At 72.5% G+C, this 18,389-nt stretch carries 13 protein-coding genes and 1 pseudogene; 5 read left to right on the forward strand and 9 right to left on the reverse strand.

Annotated elements, in window-relative coordinates; translation table 11 throughout:
• The first annotated feature begins 35 nt into the window (after positions 1-35).
• On the forward strand, positions 36-2,354 hold the full coding sequence (locus tag B6R96_RS04200; protein ID WP_237291314.1) for an ADP-ribosyltransferase domain-containing protein: 2,319 nt from the start codon (positions 36-38) through the stop codon (positions 2,352-2,354).
• 15 nt (positions 2,355-2,369) lie between these two features.
• Here the strand turns inward: B6R96_RS04200 and B6R96_RS04205 are convergent, their stop codons facing one another.
• Genes B6R96_RS04205 through B6R96_RS04220 form a run of 4 tightly spaced genes read right to left on the reverse strand, consistent with a single transcriptional unit; the run spans position 2,370 to position 7,202 of the window.
• On the reverse strand, positions 2,370-3,422 hold the full coding sequence (locus tag B6R96_RS04205; protein WP_159396274.1) for a peptidogalycan biosysnthesis protein: 1,053 nt from the start codon (positions 3,420-3,422) through the stop codon (positions 2,370-2,372).
• Positions 3,419-4,690: an MFS transporter gene (locus B6R96_RS04210; RefSeq protein WP_081521621.1), complete on the reverse strand. Its 1,272-nt coding sequence runs from the start codon at positions 4,688-4,690 to the stop codon at positions 3,419-3,421. Before B6R96_RS04210 ends, B6R96_RS04205 begins: the two co-directional genes overlap by 4 nt.
• Positions 4,687-5,982, reverse strand: coding sequence for an ATP-grasp domain-containing protein (locus B6R96_RS04215; RefSeq protein WP_081521622.1), 1,296 nt, complete (start codon positions 5,980-5,982; stop codon positions 4,687-4,689). The genes B6R96_RS04210 and B6R96_RS04215 overlap by 4 nt, the downstream gene beginning before the upstream one ends.
• Positions 5,983-5,987: 5 nt before the next feature.
• Entirely contained in the window at positions 5,988-7,202 is a 1,215-nt protein-coding gene (locus B6R96_RS04220) for an ATP-grasp domain-containing protein (RefSeq protein WP_159396275.1), read from the reverse strand.
• A 258-nt stretch (positions 7,203-7,460) separates the two neighbouring features.
• Here B6R96_RS04220 and B6R96_RS04225 point away from each other — a divergent pair, with 258 nt between their 5' ends.
• Together B6R96_RS04225 and B6R96_RS04230 are read left to right on the forward strand one after the other, a co-directional pair.
• On the forward strand, positions 7,461-8,909 hold the full coding sequence (locus tag B6R96_RS04225) for a coproporphyrinogen-III oxidase family protein (protein WP_081521624.1): 1,449 nt from the start codon (positions 7,461-7,463) through the stop codon (positions 8,907-8,909).
• Positions 8,906-10,054: a DUF1152 domain-containing protein gene (locus B6R96_RS04230; protein ID WP_081521625.1), complete on the forward strand. Its 1,149-nt coding sequence runs from the start codon at positions 8,906-8,908 to the stop codon at positions 10,052-10,054. Before B6R96_RS04225 ends, B6R96_RS04230 begins: the two co-directional genes overlap by 4 nt.
• 95 nt (positions 10,055-10,149) lie before the next feature.
• Here B6R96_RS04230 and B6R96_RS04235 read toward each other — a convergent pair.
• The 3 genes and pseudogenes from B6R96_RS04235 to B6R96_RS04250 form a co-directional block, all read right to left on the reverse strand.
• A pseudogene (locus tag B6R96_RS04235) lies at positions 10,150-10,649 on the reverse strand (NAD(P)-binding protein); the annotation flags it as partial.
• A 145-nt stretch (positions 10,650-10,794) separates the two neighbouring features.
• A complete protein-coding gene (locus B6R96_RS04245; RefSeq protein WP_081521626.1) occupies positions 10,795-11,667 on the reverse strand; it encodes an aquaporin in 873 nt (290 codons plus the stop codon).
• Between the two features lie 36 nt (positions 11,668-11,703).
• On the reverse strand, positions 11,704-12,018 hold the full coding sequence (locus tag B6R96_RS04250; RefSeq protein WP_081521627.1) for an ArsR/SmtB family transcription factor: 315 nt from the start codon (positions 12,016-12,018) through the stop codon (positions 11,704-11,706).
• 61 nt (positions 12,019-12,079) lie between these two features.
• Between B6R96_RS04250 and B6R96_RS04255 the strand changes: the two genes are divergently transcribed.
• Together B6R96_RS04255 and B6R96_RS37915 are read left to right on the forward strand one after the other, a co-directional pair.
• The gene (locus tag B6R96_RS04255; protein WP_081521628.1) at positions 12,080-12,499 is read left to right on the forward strand and encodes an arsenate reductase ArsC; all 420 of its coding nucleotides are present in this window, start codon (positions 12,080-12,082) and stop codon (positions 12,497-12,499) included.
• Positions 12,500-12,682: 183 nt separating this feature from the next.
• Complete coding sequence (locus B6R96_RS37915) at positions 12,683-14,026, forward strand: DUF1775 domain-containing protein (RefSeq protein WP_237291315.1); 1,344 nt, start codon at positions 12,683-12,685, stop codon at positions 14,024-14,026.
• A 61-nt stretch (positions 14,027-14,087) separates the two neighbouring features.
• Here the strand turns inward: B6R96_RS37915 and B6R96_RS04265 are convergent, their stop codons facing one another.
• Positions 14,088-16,001, reverse strand: a complete 1,914-nt coding sequence (locus B6R96_RS04265; protein WP_081521629.1) for a copper resistance CopC/CopD family protein — start codon at positions 15,999-16,001, stop codon at positions 14,088-14,090.
• Positions 16,002-16,281: 280 nt separating this feature from the next.
• A complete protein-coding gene (locus tag B6R96_RS04270; RefSeq protein WP_159396276.1) occupies positions 16,282-18,315 on the reverse strand; it encodes an ATP-binding SpoIIE family protein phosphatase in 2,034 nt (677 codons plus the stop codon).
• Positions 18,316-18,389 lie beyond the last annotated feature (74 nt).

Genomic DNA, 18,389 nt, shown 5'->3' on the forward strand with positions numbered 1-18,389 from the left:
GTGTTGAACGAGCCGTTTTCCGACAGGAGTGGACGATGACCGAGAGCAGTGCTCCGACTGCGCTCAGGGTGGTGCTGACAGACGTCAACGAGCACGTGGTGCAGGCGTGGCGGGCCGCGTTCGCGGACACCCCCGGCATCGAGATCCGCCGGGGCTCGATCCTCGACGAGGACGTCGATGCCTGGGTCACCCCGACGAACTCCCGGGGCCGGATGGACGGTGGGGTCGACGCCGTCATCAAGCGCTATCTCGGTTCCGGCATCCAGGTGCGCGTGCAGCGGGCGATCCGCGATCGGTTCGCCGGGGCCATGCCGGTGGGCAGCGCGGTCTGCGTTCCCTCGGGGGCGGCCGTTCCCCGGTTCCTGATATCGACGCCGACCATGGTGCAGTCCTCGCAGAACGTGAGTGCCACGCTGAATGTGGCCCTGGCGTGCGCGGCCGCGTTCCAGGCCGTCCACCGGCAGAACCGGAAGGCGCCGGGCAGCATCCGCTCCGTGGCGCTGGTCGGGATGGGGGCGCAGACCGGCCGGGTGCCGGCCAGGGTGTGCGCCAACCTGATGTGGACCGGCTACACGCTCTTCCACGACCACTGGTTCGAGGACGACGACGAGCTGCGCGCCACGATCATCACGCAGCTGAACGGCATCGAGAAGCGCCCGGTCGAGGAGCGGATACGCATCGTGCCCCCGAAGCCCGCTGCCCCGGCCACGAGCACGAACACGAGCACGAGCACGAGCACGAGCACCGAAGGGAACTCCCCCGTGACCGACGCGCACGACCCCCTGGCTCTCACCGAGCTCTTCGACGGCGGCGGTGAGCCCTGGCTTCCGCTCCTGAAGCCCGTGATCGAGGCCCAGCCGGACGCCGCCCGGTTCATCGGGAAGGGGCGCAGCCCCGAGGTGGTCCCGGTCCGCGAGCTGACCTTCCAGGCCCTCAAGCCCCACGCACCGCACCGGTGGAAGGTTGTCGTCTTCGGTCAGAACCCGTACCCGCGCCCGGAGAGCGCGACCGGTATCGCCATGTTCGACAACACCTTCAACGACTGGAAGGACAGTCAGTTCGGAAGGGTCGTCAGCATCCGCTGCATCATCAAGGCGGCGGCGATGTGGAAGTACGGGATAGCGAAGAAGACTCCGATCGCCGACGTCCGCGCGCTGTTGAAGGAGCGGGATACGGTCCAGCCGCCGGAGTGGTTCCAGGCGATGCTCACGCAGGGCGTCCTGCTGCTGAACGCATCGCTCACCGCCAGCGGCGACGGAGCGATGGGGGCCGACCGGCACACGGCGTTCTGGCGGCCCGTCGCCGAACGGATCGTCGAGGAGATCCTCAAGGCCAAGCAGGACGCCGACGAGGAGGACCGCGGGGTGGTCTTCGCCTGGTGGGGGGCGCACGCCCGCAACCTCAAGAAGGTCGTCCTGCGGCTCCAGGAGAAGTACCCGGACGTCGAGGTCCGGCACATCGACCACGCGAACCCGGCCGCGCAGGGCGACATCTTCTGCGAGGGCGACCACTTCGCCATGGTGAACGAGGCCCTGGCGTCGCTGGGCTCCGACGGGATCGACTGGCTCCCCAGCAAGGGGTGGAACGAGGCGGCGGCCGGTACGGACGGTGCGGGCGGGGGCGTCGCGGCCCGGATGGGCGCCTTCATCGAGTCGACGATGAACCTGCACCAGCTGTACCTGGAGCGGCTCACCAGCGTCAAGGACGAGGGCCTGGTCCTCCCGTCGATCACCGGTGTGTTCGACACCCCGCTGACGGACTTCCAGGACGCCGTCGCACCGGTCGCCGCAATGCTGTCCGGACTCGCCGGGCACATCGACCGGTCACGGGACTTCGGCAAGCGGCGGGCGGACGAGACGTCCGCAGGCCTGTCGGCCGACGCGATCGCCGCGCTCTACCTCTACACCTGCGAGTCCGCCTTCTACCGCGAGATCAACGCGGTCCTGCGCTCCCCGGACCGCACCAGGGTCACGCCCTACCTGCCGTACCTGCGGCTGCTGTTCTCGGCGGTCTCGGGGCTGCCCGCCCACACGCAGCCGCTGTGGCGCGGTGTGTCGCTGGACCTGCGGGCGCAGTATCCGGTGGGCCGGACGGTGACCTGGTGGGGCGTGTCCTCGTGCACCTCCGAGCTGAACGTGGCCCGGTCGTTCCTGGGGAGCCGCGGCAAGCGGACGCTCTTCGAGGTCACACCCGCCAAGGCGGTCGGGATCAGGCGCTTCTCCGCCTTCACCGGCGAGGAGGAGTACATCCTCGCGCCGGGCACTCAGCTCAAGGTGACGGACGTGAAGAGCGAGCGCGGCGGCCTGTGCACGGTCCGGCTGACGGAAGCGGACGCCACTCCCGTGGTGTCCTGACCGCCTGAGTCACCGTCAGGCCGTGCCCGGGCCGCCGGGCGGGCCGGGCGCGGTGGGGTCGGGCGCGGGGGTGTCGGTCAGGGCGTACAGGCCGGAGACCTCCGCGCCGCGGCGGCGTTTGGCCTCGATGGTCGTCATGCCCGCGTGCAGGGCGGTCGTGCCGTGGGCGTAGGCGTCCTCGACGGGCAGGTAGTACATGAGGTTGAAGTACAGGTGGGGCGCCGGGTGCTCGCGGTCGAGGGCGACCGCACGGATCCATGTCGTGGCGCCGTAGTGGTAGTAGAGGCAGAAGCCGATCATGCGGTCTCGGTCGTAGGCGGCCACCACGCGCGCCTCGCTGCCCATCGCCGTGGCCTGCCGTTTCAGCAGGCCGGTCATGGCGTCGATGCCGTCCCTATCGTGCCCGTGGTCCTGCTGGTGTCCGGCGAGGAGGACTCCGGCGTCCTCGAAGCAGTCCGCGAGGACCTGGCGGCGTACGTCGAGGGCGTGCGCGGCGAAGGCGCGGCGTTCGCGGCGCACGCCGACACGGCGCTGCGAGGGCAGGGAGGAGATGTAGTCGTCGATGCCCGTGCCGGGGAGCGGGATGAGGGCGTCGTCCTCCAGGTGGAGGGCGGGGTCCGGGTAGAGGGGGGCGAGCCGGGCGGCGGCCGGGGCGGTGAGGTAGGGCCACCAGTGCGTCGTGCCGTGGCGGTCGGCGAAGCCGCGTGCGGCGTCCCGGAGGAGGGTGAGGCACAGGTCCTGCCGGCCGGGGTCGAGGCCGGGTGCGGTGAGCGGGGTGTTGTGGTAGCCGCGCCGCGCCCCGGCGATCACGCGGGGCCGCAGATGCGGGGGCAGTACGTTTTCGGGCCGGTAGCTGTCGTTCGGTTCGTCCCGCACCAGATGCAGCGGGGCGGCGGCGAGCAGGGTGCCGGCGAGGTCCCGTACGAGCGCGTACGTGCTGGTGGCCGTGGGGTCCTCCTCTTCGCCGGCGAGCCACCGGTGGGAGAGGTAGAGGCCGGCCGGCCGGGCGAGGTGCTCCCACTCGGCGGCGGGGACCGCCTGGATGGACTCGACGATGCTCGTGATCAACGGGGATTCCTTCGGCGGTGGCGGTTGGGGGCTTTGAGGGCGGGCGCGGCGAGTACGGCGATCAGGCAGGCGGCGGCTTCGACACCCCACGGGAGGAGGGGGCCGGCCTCCAGCAGCAGGGTGAACAGGGCGGGAGCCGCGACCATGCCGATGGCCCACGAGAACTGGTACAGGCCCTGTGTGAAGCCCCCGGCCGCCTGGGGGGTGAGGCTCACCGACAGTTCGCTCAGTGCCGGGCCGAGGAGGATCTCCGCCACGCTGAACAGGACGATCGCCACGACGAGGGCCGACCAGGCGGCGGAAGCGCCGCCGGACGGCGAGGCCGGTCCTGGCAGGGAGGGCAGCGCGAACGCCCACATCCCGAAGGCCATGATCAGGTATCCGGCGGCCACGGCGCGGCGGGGCACCTTGGGCGCCACGTGCGCGGTGACGGCTGTCGAACACGCGGAGACGATCACGGTGTTGATGACGAACAGCAGGCTCGCCGCCGAGGCGGGGAGCCCCAGTGCGCGGGTGGTGTAGAGGGCGACGAGGACGGCGAGGACGGCCTGCGCGAGGACGTAGGGGAGGTTGACGGCGACGAGCAGGAGGTAGCGGCGGGTGTGGTCGGACCGGGTCACGAGGGCGCTCGGCGGTGCGCCGTCCGGCTCCGGTGGGGTGGTGGCGAGGGCGGCGAAGCAGGCGGCGGCGAGGAGGTAGGTGGCGGCGTCGACCGCGATCATCCAGCGCAGCGAGCCGTTCCCGAACACGGTCAGGGCTCCCGCCGCGGCGGCGGACCCGGCGGCGAGCCCGATGTTGCGCAGCGAACCGGTGAACGCGAACCAGGAGCGGCGTTCTTCGGCCCGGGTGACGTGCGTGATCAGGGTGCGCTGTGCGGTGAAGTACATGTTGATGCCCGCCTGTACGAGCACGTACACGCCGGCGATGTGCCACGGCTCGCGCGCGAGCAGGAACAGGGCGAACCCGGCGGCGGAGAGGAGGTTCGCCCACACCACGACGCGTTTCGGCCCGACGCGGTCCATGAGTCGTCCGGCGAGGAACGTGACGGGCAGGGCGATGGCCTGTCCCACCGTCATCGCCGCGCCCACCTGCGCCGGCGGCAGGCCCTGGACATCGGTGAAGTACAGCAGTCCCAGCGGCAGGAGCATGCCGTTGCCGAGGGAGTCGATCAGGTTGCCGGTGATGAAGAGTCCGTGCCCGCGCAGCACGGGCAGGCCGAGGCGGTCCGCCGCGGTGCGCGAGCGGCGGGTGTCGGTGGCCGCGCTCACCGGGTCAGCAGCGAACTGATCTTGCCCATGACATCGGCCGCGGGGAAGCCGGTGGCCTCGTGCAGCTCCGTCAGGGCCTTCACGGTCCGGTCCTCCTCGCCTTCGGCGAGGGCGATGACGACGATGTCTCCGTGGGAGGCTCCGTCGATGACCAGCTCGTGGGCGGTGACCACCCGGACGCGGTGGCGCAGTTCGGCCAGCACCGCCGGCGGGATGCCGTCCCCGGCGAGGAATTCGACCGCCCGGCCGACCCGTTGAGCCGGGCCTGCGGCGACGGGGAGGCCGCGGGCCATACGGGCGAGGGAGGCGAACGTGTTGGTGCCGGAGGCGGCGCACGAGAGGGTGGTGGCGCCGCCGATGCGCGGGTTGACCTCCAGGATCACGAACCGGCCGCCGGTGTGGACCATGTCGATGTTCACCGACCCGTGCACTCCCAGGCTTTCGCAGAGCCCCACCAGGGTGCGTGCGACTTCGGCGAACGCGGCGTCCGCTTCCGGGCGGGGGCCGCACCAGCGCAGGTCGGCGAAGGTGAACACCGGCTCCGCCCCGGCGCGTCCGGTCCAGCAGAGCGGAAGGACCTGGTAGGCGCCGGGGCGCCCCACGATGTCCACGCTGCACAGGTCGCCCTCCACGACCTGTTCCACCACCGCCGACACCGGCTCCGACGCCGGCTCCGAGCCGGGCCCCGGGCCGGGCCCCGGGCCGGGCCCCGGTGCGAGGTGGTCGTCGAGGTCGGCGGGTGAGCGCAGGGTACGGATGCCCATGCTGGTCGACTCCCATACCGGCTTCCACATCAGCGGATAGCCGATCCGTTCGGCCTGCACGCGCAGCGCATCCCGGTAGCCGGGTACCCGGAGCCCCCGCCCCGCCAGCAGATCGGAGTCGACACGGAATCCGTCGGGCACGAGCAGCCCGGCCTGCCTGCAGAGCTGCTTGGTCTCCCACTTGTCCACCAGCAGCATCGTCGCCGCGAGCGGGGTCATGACCGTCGGGATGCCGGCGGCGTCCAGGTGGGCCTTGGCCGCGGCGTCGCGCAGCGCGTTCTCGCACGGCAGCGAGATCGACACCGCCGCGTCCGCACCCCAGGCGGCGACCGCGTCCGCGAGCTCCCGCGGCGTCACGCCCCGATCGAGTCGTTGCCGGTGGCCGGGGAAGTCTTCGTCACCGGCGGAGCCGCTGGTGTGGAACAGCCCGGCCTCGATCCCGTCGGCCGCCAGCCCGCGTACGGCCTGCTGGATGTAGGGGTCGGCGCGCTGGATGCGTACCGACCGTAAGAACGCGATCTTCCGCACCTGCGTCAGCCCACTTCCACTCGGGACCGGGCGGCCACCCGGTCGGCCAGCCCGCGCGCCTGATCCGCGGTTTCCGCACGGGCCACCACGTGCCCGATCCGGCAGGTCGAATCCGCCGGCTCCGGCACCACGTCCCCCGGCCGAAGATGCACCTCGCTGTGCGTACCGGGCAGGTCCGGGATGACCACCTGCCGCAGCACGCCGCCGTGCTCCGGCAGCAGGAACCGGATCGACGCCGCGTCCGTGCGGGAGGGAACGGTGTCGGGCACCAGCCCGAGCACGGCCTGGAGATGGGCCACGGCCTCGCTCACGCCCGTCGCGGCCTCGATGACCTCGCACAGGTTGTCCCCGGGCGGCCGGGCGCCGGTCTCGATCACGTACGGCGTTTCCGTGCCCGGCGGGATCTTCACCTCCGTGTGCGCGATCCCGTTGCGGACGCCGACGGCGAGCGCCGCCCGCGCCGCGGTGTGCTGTACCGCCCTGACCAGCGGCGCGGGCAGGCCGGCGGGGCAGGTGTGTCCGGTCTCGATGCGGTACCGGCCCTCGGTGGTGTCCTTCGCGACGACGGGCAGGGGGTAGGCCACTCCGCCAGCGACCACCGTGTCGCAGGAGTACTCCGCCCCCGGGATGTACTCCTGCAACAGGGCCCGCGTATCGAGTTCCAGGCCGTGCGGGTGGGCGTGCGTGAACTGCTGGGCCGCGGCGACCGCGTCGGCGAGCCGGTCCGGGCCGTCGACCACGGACACGCCCCACGAGCCGCCCTGCTCCGCGGGCTTCACCACCAGCGGCCATCCCAGCTCGTGCGCCTGCGCCGATCGGTACGCCCCGGCGGCGTCGTGCGCGACCGCCCAGCGGGGGGCCGGGATCCCGGCGGCCGCGAACGCCTCACCCATCAGGATCTTGTTCCTGGCGGCGCGCGCGAGCCGGGGATCGTTGCCGGGCAGGCCGATCCGTTCGGCGAGCAGTGCGGCGAGCGGTGTGAACAGCTCGAAGCAGGGGGCGACACCGGCGACGGCGTGCTGCCGGCAGAAGGCTTCCATGTCCGCCAAGGCCCTCGGCGTGTCGGTGAGGTCCGTCGCGCACACCCCCGCGAGGGTGGCCCGCAGCCGGTCCGGGTAGTCCGCGTGGACCTCCTTGTGGGTGGCCGCGTACAGGCGCACTCCCAGCCGCTCGGCCGCCTCGACGAGGAAACGCCCCGCGTTCCCCATCGGCTCGATCACCAGCACTCCCGGCCCGCGCGGACCCGCCCCGAATTCCATTCCTCCAGCAAAGCCGTGGGACGCGCGTCGCGGCTATGGGCCTGATCGACGAAAACAACTCGCCTCGCGGCACAGCCCTTTGGAGCATGCAACAACGAACTGGTCAGTAGGTACGGGGTATTTGGTGCGCCCACCCGATGGATCCGGACAAGCGTTGCGTGATCGGATCGCCAGGCTGGGCAAACCCGCGCCCGCAAACCCGTACGGGAAGGCAGCACCGTGACCAGTAGCCTGCACCAGCAGCTCGCCGACCACATCGCACAGGGCGTCATTCCGCCCTACCAGTACTCGTACCCGCCCCGCTCCACCTACCGCCCCCTCCCGGAGGGCAAGTGGAGCGTCCCCGACGTGTGGGCGATGGATCTCGCCAACTACCAGGTCCCCGAGCTCAACCTCTACCTGCACGTCCCCTTCTGCGACCGCAAATGCGGCTTCTGCAACCTCTACACCATCATCAGCACCGACGAGGACGTCTACGACGCCTACACCGACGCCCTCTGTACCCAGATCCGCGATCACGCGGAGATCATCCAGGCCCGCCGTTTACGCACGATCTACATCGGCGGCGGCACGCCCGCCCTGCTCAAGCCCCGGCACTTCGAGCAGATCTTCACCACCATCGGCGAGATCTACCCCAACTGGCGCTCCACGGCGGAGGAGGTCGCCGTGGAGGCCACCCCCTCGTCGATCGCCGACGCGCCCGACGAGTTCAAGGCCCTCATCGACATGGGTCTCACCCGCGCCAACGTCGGCATCCAGTCCCTCGTCCCCCGCGAGATCCGCGAAGCGGGCCGGGGCGGCGAGGACGAGGACGTCATCCGCCGCGCGGTCCGCACCGCCCACGAACTCGGCCTGCCGGACCTGTCCACCGACCTGATCATGGGCTTCGCGGGACAGACCCCCGAGACCTGGCGCCAGAGCGTGGACGAGCTGGCCGCACTCCAACCCACCACCATCAGCACCTACTTCCTGACCGTGCGGCCGGACGCCTGGTTCTCCAGGACCGGCGCCTACCAGTACATGTGGCAGCCCGAGCTGTACGAGCGCTACGACTACGCCCGCCAGGTCTTCCTCGACCACGGCTACGTCCAGGAGGGCTCCGTCCGCTACAAGAAGCCCGGTCGCGGCGGCTACGTGCAGAAGGTGCTCACCTTCCACGGCGTGCCCCTGCTCGGCCTCGGCGTCGGCGCCCGCTCCTACACGAGCGTGCTCGACTACATGTGCGGCAGTGTGAAGCCCTCGACGGCCGAGGTCGCCGACTACATCGAGCGGGCCAGGAACCACCGGCTCGCGCCCGTCACCGGCTTCGAACTGACCGGCGAGGAGATCGTCCGCAAGCGCCTCGTCCTCGACACGTTCGACCTCGACCTCACGGAGCTCGACCGCTTCGGCTACCAGAAGCACGCCGCCGAGTTCGAACCGGTCCTCGAGGCGGCCGAGTCCAACGGGCTCGTCCACCGCCTCGGCCGGCGCGTCCAGTTGACCCCCAAGGGCTTCAAGTACCGCGACGTGCTGTCCTGGATGTTCTACTCCGGGGCCGTCAAGGACCTCGACCGCGAGTACTACGAGAACCTCCACGCGGCGAACAAGCGCGCCCGGAAGAACATGGGGGCGACGCCGGTCCGGATCACCGGCGTCGACCTGCGCGAACGCGAGGGAGCCGCGTGAGCGATCTGTACATCGCGGCGGGCGGCGGTGGGGACCCCGTCGGGACCCTCATCGCCGCCCGCACCTTCATGGCGAACCCGGCCGACCCGTCGGACCCGGCCGACCCGTCGGACCCGGCCGACCCGTCGGATCGGGCGGCTTCGGCGGACCCGGCCGATCAGCCGCTGATCGCCACCTACGCGTGGGAGCGCCCCGAGGTCGACCCGACCTCCGGCCCCCTCGGAGAGCGGGACTTCGACGGTCTGCTCCACGAGGGCGGGGGCAGCGGCGGCCGCGGCTTCGCCGCGTTCACCCCGGCCACCCGCGCCCGCCCCCCGGCCGGCTCCACCCTGCCCGCCCTCGCCAGGGATCTGCCCGCCCGGCTGCTGCTCCTCGACCCCGCCCGGGGGCTCTCCTGCCTGGCACGGCAGATCGCCTCCATGGCCGGGGCCGCGGGCGGCCGGATCCGCATCGTCGACATCGGCGGCGACATCCTGACCCACGGCAACGAGCCCGACCTGTGCAGCCCGTTCGGGGACGCCCTCACCCTCGCCGCGTGCCACCTCACCGGCATCCCCACCACCGTCCACATCGCGGGGCCCGGCCTCGACGGAGAGATCGGCGAAGGGCCCCTCCTCGAACGCCTCGCCGGAAGCCGCCCCCTCGTCCCCGATCGGGACGCGGCGGCAGCCGCCGCCCGCGCGCTGGCCTGGCACCCCTCCGAGGCCTCCGCGCTGTGGGCCGCCGCCATCCACGGCGCACGCGGCACCGTCCGCGCCGTCAACAACGTCATCCACCTCACGGAGGCCTCCCCGCGGCTGTACCCGCTGCCGCTCCAGGAGGCCATCGGCCACAACCCGGTCGCCCGGGCCCTCGTCGACGAGCAGCCGGCAACCCTGGCTGCCGCCGCCGACCTCTCCCACCGGCTGACCGGCATTCACGGGCTGGAGAGCGAACGCACCCGAACGCCCCGCCGGGAACCGCCCGCCGGAGGAATCGCCTTCCTCGACCGGGACGTGGCCATGAAGGCCCTCCGCGAAGCGGCCGCCGGAGCCGACCACATCACCCTGCGCCACGCCGCCCGCGTCCTCGGCCTCACCTGGACGGACATCCCCGCCCTCCGGGCCGCCCTCGCCACGAACACCCCCCTCCTCCGGCTCACCTGACTCCCCTACGGGGCGCCGATCGTGAGCGTGGCGGGTGCTGCGCAGCAGCCCCCGCCACCGCTCGCCCCGGCGGGCTCGGGCCGGTCGAAGAGACCGAGGAAGGAGAGGTCGGGGCGCAGGCCGGTCAGAACGATGACCTCGTCGACCGGCTCCAGGCGGCGGCCGTCCTCCGCGACCAGGACCACCCGGTCGCCGTCGCGCTCGACGGCGCCGGTGCGGAATCCGGTGACGGCGTCGGCGTGGCCGTGGTGGACGGCGGCCTCGGCGGCGAGGCCGAGCGCGCCACGGGCCGGGAGCCGGTCGGCGGCTCCGCCGCCGAAGGTCGATCCTGCCGTCCGGGCCCGGTACGCGGACAGGCTTACGGCGGTCATCGGCTCCGGGGCCTCCGCCTCTCGGCGGCCGGGTCGACGACCTCGCCCCAGGTGGAGAACAGCCGTACGTGGGCCCACTCGCGCACGGCGGCTCCGGCTGCGGGACCGGCCTCCAGGACGAGGGGTTCGATACCGCGTTCGACCAGGTGGGCGGCGGCCGCGAGCCCGTCGGGGCCGGCCCCGATCACGACGACGGGCAGGTCGGTGACGGCAGGCGCGTTCACGGCGGACTCCTCATTGTTTCGACATACGTCGATGCTCACCTCCCCACCATGACACCTGATTCGATGAGCGTCACCATAGACAATCATCGAATCAGATCAAGGAGGCCGGACTGCTGTCCTCCGAGCGCCGCGGCACGTGGGTGTACTACCGGGTCGAGCCGTCCGTACTGGCCGCCATGGGCGCACTGCTGGCCGGCGCCACCAGGACGGCGTGACGGCCGCGCCGATCAGGCGCCTCGCCGGCCGGTTCGCCGCGCATGAAGAGGACCGCCACCAGGCCCAGGCCCACCACCGCGCCGACCAGCTGCATGGCGACGAACCCCGGTACCGAGGCCGGGGCGATACCGGCGAAGGTGTCGGTGAAGGCCCGCCCGATGGTCACGGCCGGATTGGCGAAGGAGGTGGAGGAGGTGAACCAGTAGGCGGCACCGATGTAGGCGGCGACCGCGGCCGGCGCACACCGCAGCCGGTCCGTCCGCGCCAGGCCGAGGATCAGCAGGATCAGCCCGGCGGTGGCGACCACCTCGCCGAGCAGCAGGTTTCCCGCGGAGCGGTCCTGCGTGGACCACTTCACCAGGGGCTCGCCGAACATCGCGTCCGCCAGGACCGCGCCCACGACGGCGCCGGCGATCTGCGAGGGCACGTACACGCCGACCTCGCGGCCGGTGACGCCGGAGCCGCCGCGGCGGGCGGTCCACCACTCGGCCAGCGTGACGGCCGGGTTGAAGTGGGCGCCGGAAACCGGGCCGAGGAGGACGATCAGCGCGCCGAGCCCGAAGACGGTGGCGGTGGAGTTGGCCAGCAGCTGCAGCGCGACATCGCCGGTGAGGCGGGTGGCCTGGATACCGGAGCCGACCACCACCGCGACGAGGGCGGCCGTGCCGACCAGTTCGGCCGCGGCGCGGGCGGCCAACGGAGCCCTGGGCGCAGTACCGCCGGACGCGGTCAGCGGCGCGTGGTCGGCGGCTACGGCGGGCTGCGCCGCGGGGGCGGCTACGGCGGGCACTTCGGCGGTCACGGCAGGTTCTCCTCGAGTGGGTGGGAAAGAGACGGCCTAGGGACAGGCCCGCTTGAGGTCGGCGTCGGCGGTTGCTCGCGCGGCCCGGGCGAGGTCGGCGAACCGACCGGCCAGAGCCTCGAGGACCTCCGGGCGCAGGCGGTAGTAGACGAACCTGCCGCACGGCTCGGTGTCCACGACCCCGGCCTCCCGCAGCACCTTCATGTGGTTGGAGAGGTTCGTCTGCTTCGCGCCCGTCTCCTCCGCCAGATGTGTGGTGCAGAGCGCCTCGCGCGCGAGCAGGGTGACGATCCGGAGCCTGAGGGGGTCGGCCAGAACCCGAACCAGATCAGTGTCGACTGATGTCAGCATGGGCTGATATTTTCACATCGGCCGGTACTGACACCAGCCCACACCGACTCGGGAAGAACCGATGCCCTCCACTCCTGTCGCCTCCGTCCTGTTCGTCTGCGTCCACAACGCCGGCCGCTCCCAGATGGCGGCCGGCTTCCTGCGCCACCTGGCCGGCGACCGGGTCGAGGTCCGCTCCGCCGGTTCCCTGCCCGGCGAGCGGATCAACCCCTCCGCCGTCGCCGCCATGGCCGAGCTGGGCATCGACATCTCCGACCGGAAGCCGAAGGTCCTCACCCCCGAGGCCGCGCGGGCGTCCGACTACATCATCACCATGGGCTGCGGCGACGCCTGCCCGTACTTCCCCGGAAAGACTTACCTCGACTGGCAGTTGGAAGACCCGGCCGGCCGGGGCTTCGAGGCCGTCCGCCCCATCCGCGACGAGATCAAGGGCCTCGTCCAGGCTCTGATCGCCGAGATCGACGCCGGGCCGAAGTCCTGAGCCGACCGTCAAAACTGCTCCGCACATGACAGTTGGGGCCGATGGTGATCGGGCGCGGTGGATGATGGGCCCGACATGGCCGAAGCCCCCGCAGGGACGCGCTCGTGTCCGCAGCCGTCGAGGCGGGGCGGGCGGGAGCTGCGGGCTGCCGCGTTCACGCTGCTCAGCTCCGTGTTGGCGGTCGTGGGCCATCATCTGGCCTCGGAGGAACCGGTGTCCTGGCAGCGGGCGGCCGCCGGTGCGGCGCTCGTCTACGTCCTCTCGTGGCTCGCGGGACGGCCCTGCCGGCTCGGGTGGCACGTGGTCATGGCCACCGGGCTCGCGCAACTGCTGCTGCACCGGCTCCTGTCCGTGCAGCAGGTGGCAGGGGGCGGGCACCGCGAGGCGCACGGCGGTGCGCCGGGGATCGGACACGCGGCACACCACAGCGCGTGGACGATGACAGCGGCCCACTGCGTGGCCGCGTGTGCGATGGCTCTGCTCATGCACCGCGCGGACATGGCGCTCAGCCGCCTGCCGGAGGTGGTGGGCCGCTGGGTACAGGCGGCGGTCGCGGCGGCCGTCGCGGCATGCGATGCCTGCTGCCGGCCAGGGGTACGGCCGGGCCCGCCGACCGTACGCGTCGCGCTCGAAGGCCTCGCCGTACGGCCGACGGCGATGACGCTGCTCTGCCACGCGGTGGTGCGCCGGGGGCCTCCTGACGGAGGTGCAGGAGACGTTCCCCTGACCCTGACGGGCTGTTCGGCGGCAGTCGAGGCCCGTCCCGCGTACCGAGAGGGTTCCTCCATCATGAACGGATCACACACCGGCCGCCGGCTCCGCAGGCTGGGCATCGCCGCCGTGGGCGGTCTGGTGCTCGTGGGGGTGGCGGCCGGTCCGGCCGCCGCACACGCCGAGGTCACCGCCTCCGACCCGCGCGCGCTCGCCGAGAACGTCACGCTGTCCTTCACCTCCGAGGCCGAGTCGGAGACCGGGGGCATCGCGGAGTTGCGGGTGGTGCTGCCGACGGGCATCGGGCCGGACGCCGTGACGCTGAAGGACGCTCCGAAGGAGTGGAAGCTGACCGCCACCCCGGACGGATACGTCATCGGCGGCCCGGCTCTGGCGACCGGTACGGACGCCGAGTACAGCGTCACCGTGCGCCAGTTGCCGGACGAGAAGTCCCTGGCCTTCAAGACGCTGGAGACCTACAGCGACGGAAAGGTCTCCCGCTGGATCGAGGTGCCCACCAACGGCGAGAAGGTCGACAACCCCGCCCCGGTGCTCGAGCTGAAGGCAGCGGCCCCGGGGGCCAAGCCGATCGCCCCCAGCCCCTCGCCGACGCCGGCCCAGAGCTCCGCAGTCCCCTCCGGCCGGCCCTCGGCGGCGGCTCCCTCGGCGCCCGTCGCGTCGGCGAACGCCCGGCCGGCGAGCGCGGAGGCTGCGGGCGCCGGCACCGGAACCGTCGTCGGCGTGATCGCTGCCGTCGTGCTGCTCGTGGCCGCCGGCACCGTCTGGTGGGTGCGCCGGGGCCGCGCCCGGGCCTGACCGACCGGACCGGTGGGGGCCGCTGCACGGCGGACGCCGTGCAGCGGCCCCGCTCAACAGGTCATGGCCGCCGCGGCGATGTGATGCGGACGGTCTCGTGGACGGTGACCTGGTCGATCTCGGTGGTGCGGACGGTGATGTTCAGCGTCCACACCCCCGGCATGGGCAGCTGCAGGTCGTAGGCGGCCCAGTACCCCTTCTGATTCTTGAGCCTGGCATCGAGCGGGCCTATCCCGAGCTCCTCCTGGGTGAGGGTCAGGCGGAGTTCGGGGACGGTGGCGAGGCCGGCGTCGGCGGTGTACACGACGGCTTCGACGGTGTTCTCGCCGACGCGCCCCGGCGCCAGCGTGATCTGCACCGAGCCGCGACGGCCGGCCTTGCCCATGTCGAAGGGGACGGTGACCACCTTCGCCTGCGGTTCCTCCGCGGAGGCCACCGCGACCGTCTCGGCGGCCGCGCGGCTGGGCTGGGTACCGGTGAGCAAAGTCGTGATCGCCAGGACCACGACACCGAGTACGGCTTCCAGCGTCACCGTGCGGCGCAGCGCCCGCCGGTGTCCGCCGTCGCCCCGGGGACCGGGCGGGGCGGTGTCGTCGCCGTCCCCACCCCGGCCGGGCCCCTCGGGCGTGGCGCCGGGATCCGTCGCCGCGGGGGCCGCAGGCGCACCCACCAAGTGCAGGGCGGGCACCCGTTCGCGCTCGGGCACCGGCAGGGTCTCACCGCCCGGCAGCGTCGCGTGCACGAGGCGGGCGGTCCACCGGCGGGAGAAGGCCGCCGCGCACAGCACGAGGACGACCGCGGCGATCTTCACGACGAGGGTCCTGCCGTACGACGTGGTCCACAGTGCCTCCCAGGAGCCGACCTGCCGCCAGGACTGGTACACACCCGTGCCGACCAGAACGGCGACGGCGGCGAAGGCCAGTGTCGAGAAGCGGCCCACCGCGGACGCCGGTACCTCCTGGTCGTTCCCCCGGCGCCGGAGCAGCAGCACCAGCGTGAGCAGGCCGCCCAGCCAGACCCCCATGGCCACCAGGTGGAGGACCGCGACGGGCACGGCCAGCGGCACCTGGATGCCGGCGGAGGCGTGTTCCGCGGCGGCCCAGGTGCAGGCCAGGGCCAGGGCGAGCCCCGCCCAGGTCAGCCGGGAGCGGGCGTCGGCCTCCGCCGGCGAACCGTCGTCGTGGCGCTCGATCCGTACGGCGCGCCTCTTCAGGAGCACCGCAGCAACGGCGAGCAGCACGAGCCGGGCGAGCAGCGCGGCGCCGGGCCGACCGGAGACGGTCCGGCCCAGGTGCTCCGGGTCGAACGCCGAAGCCACCTGGCCGCCCGTCTCGTACGGGCCGCGCAGCAACAGCAGGGCCACGGTGGACGCCACCAGTGCCAGCCAGCCGACGGCCAGCAGTCTGCGCACCGGACGGACCGCCGCTGCGGCGGGCCAGCACACGAGGACGAACGCGGCGGCTCCGACGAGGAGGGCCAGGCCGGTGTAGGCGACGTAGCGGAAGGTGCCGTACAGGCGCCCGGCCGCCGTGTCGTCCGGTGAGCCGGTTGCCGCCACGGCCACGGTCCCGGACGTCTTTCCGACGGAGAAGACGAACGCACCGGAGATCGGGTGGCCGTCGGCGGAGACGACCCGCCAGGCCACCGTGTAGGTGCCCTGGGGCAGCTTGTCGGACAGTTCCACCCGTGCGGTGTTCTGCTTGCCGTCCGCATGCTGCGCCGGGCGCGGGTTGACCCGCTCGTTGTCCGGGGACAGCACTTTCAGCGATTCGTCGGAAAGGCTGACCGACTCGGTGAAGGTGAGCGTGACGTGCTTCGGTTCCGTCTGGAGCACGGAGGCTTCAGCGGGGTCGGAGCCGCTCAGACCCGCGTGCGCGGAGGCGGGGCCCGCCCCCGCGAAGACCAGGGCGAGTACGGCGGCGACCAGCACCAGGGCGATCGACGACCTCCGCGCGGGAGGTGATCCAGTGGGCATGACGAGGCAGTCTCCGGGGTGGCGGTCGTCAGCGGCGGCACCGCCGCCCGGAACTCGATCGTGTGGACGGCAGTCGGACGGTACGAATCACCTGGGCGACGGAAGGGACTCCGGCAGGGCCGGTACGAATGACGAGATGTGGACGATAGTGCTGCCGGCCCCTGAGCCGAACGGTTTGCGCAACTTTGACTAAAGGACGGTGCGGAGGACGCGGCTCGGGACACTTTCGCTGTATGGCCGGGAGCCGGGCACTGCCCGAGGCCGTGGCCCCGGGTCGGCGTCAGTCGATCGCCTGCTCCGTCCAGATGGTCTTGCCGGTACTGGTGAACCGGCTGCCCCAGCGGTCGGCGAGCTGGGCCACGAGGAACAGGCCGCGCCCGCCTTCGTCCGTGTCCCGTGCGCGACGCAGGCGCGGCTGGGTACTGCTGGGGTCGGACACCTCGCAGACGAGCAGCCGGTCGCGGATCAGCCGGAGGCCGACCGGTCCGCCCGCGTAGCGGATCGCGTTCGTGACGAGCTCGCTGGCGACGAGCTCCGTCACGAAGCTCAGGTCCTCCAACTGCCAGTCGGACAGCCTGCCCACCACCAGCTCACGGGCGTGCGCGACGAGGGACAGGTCGGGTTCGAGCTCCCACTCGGCGACCTGGTCGGACGTGAGCGCGCGGGTGCGGGCGAGCAGCAGGGCGATGTCGTCGGTGGCCTCGTGGGGCAGCACCTCGTCGCAGAGGGTCTGGCTGATCTCGCCCAGCGGCCGGTCCGGTCCGTCGGCGCCGGTGGAGCCGGCGGCGCCGGAGAGCGATCTGCGCAGCCTTTCCATCCCCTGCTCGATGTCGCCGCCGCGGCGCTCCACGAGCCCGTCCGTGAAGAACGCGAGCGTGCTGCCGGGCCGTACGCCGAACTCCGTCACCTCGAAGGGCATTCCGCCGACTCCGAGCGGCGGCCCCGGCACCATCCCCAGGAAGGACGCCTCCTCCCCCGGGGGCAGCAGGGCCGGCGGCGGATGTCCCGCGGTGGCGGCCGCGCACCGCCCGGTCACCGGATCGTAGACGGCGTAGAGGCAGGTCGCTCCGAGCACCGCGGGCTCGGCGCGGGAGTCTCCGGCCATGTGCTCGCTGGAGAATCCGAGCACCAGATCGTCCAGGTGCGTGAGCAGCTCGCCCGGATCCAGATCGAGGTCGGCCAGGGTCTGCACCGCGGTCCGCAGTCGTGCCATCGCCGCGGTGGCTTCGAGTCCGTGGCCGACGACGTCCCCGACGACGAACGCCACGCGCAGCGACGGCAGGGGAATCACGTCGAACCAGTCCCCGCCGACGCCGATGCCGCCTCCGGCCGGCTGGTAGACACCTGCGGTGTCCGCGGCCGCCGTGTTCAGGACGGAGTGCGGCAGCAGGCTTCGTTGCAGGGCCAGCGCCGACCGGTGTTCCTTCGTGTAGCGGCGTGCGTTGTCCACGCCGAGGGCGGCCCTGGAGGCGATGTCCTGGAGGAGGGCCGCGTCCGCCTCGTCGAACGGGCGGGGCAGCTGACTGCGCCAGACCGTGACGCAGCCCAGGATCAGGCCCCGGGCGTAGAGCGGCACCGCCACGGAGGAGTGGGCCCCGCTCGGGACGAACAGCCGCAGGGTCTCGGGATCCATGCCGAGTGCGCCTCGCAGTGCGCCGACGTCGGACACGAGTACCGGCCGTCCGTCCATGAGGGGGCGCATCAGCTCCGTGTCCGGTACGGGCGGGAGCGCCTCTCCGGCCGGCAGGAGGTCCTCCGCGGAGATCCCCGGGCTCTGCGCGGAAGCGGCCCGGCGCAGGCGGACGTCGTCAGTGGCGGCGAGGTGCGGGGGTTCGTCGCCCACCAGCACCGGCTCGGCGAGGTCCACCGTCGCCAGGTCCGCGAAATCGGGGACGAGCAGGTTCACGAGGACCTGAGCCATGTCCGTCACGTCCAGGGAGACCCCGATGCTCGCGGCGGCGGCGTGGGCCAGCCCCCTCCGGCGCCGCTCCGAGTCGGGCCCGGCCGGCTCCCCCGCGGTGTCCGCCGGGGCGAGCAGGACGAGCCAGAGCGCGCCGGCACCGCAGGCGCCGGGCGTGCGCGCTGCGAGCGGGACCACCGTGCTGACTCCGGGGACCTCGTGACCTGCGTGCGTACCACCGGGAAGGGGCACGGGAGGACCGGCCGGTGCGGCCGCCGTACGGGCACGCGCCAGCGGCGCCAGCAAGGGGGCGCAGATCTGTCCCGGCGAGCATTCCAGCAGCGTCGCAGCCCGTTCCGAAAGGGCGACGACCACGCCCGCGTCGTCCAGTACGACCGCTGCGGTTTCGTTCACGGGCACCGAGGCCGGGCTCGGGCCACGATGCTCCGGTTCACGCATGTCGCCTCCACGCACCGTGACCTTCAGTA

It is taken from the genome of Streptomyces sp. Sge12, from assembly GCF_002080455.1.
GTDB lineage: Bacteria > Actinomycetota > Actinomycetes > Streptomycetales > Streptomycetaceae > Streptomyces.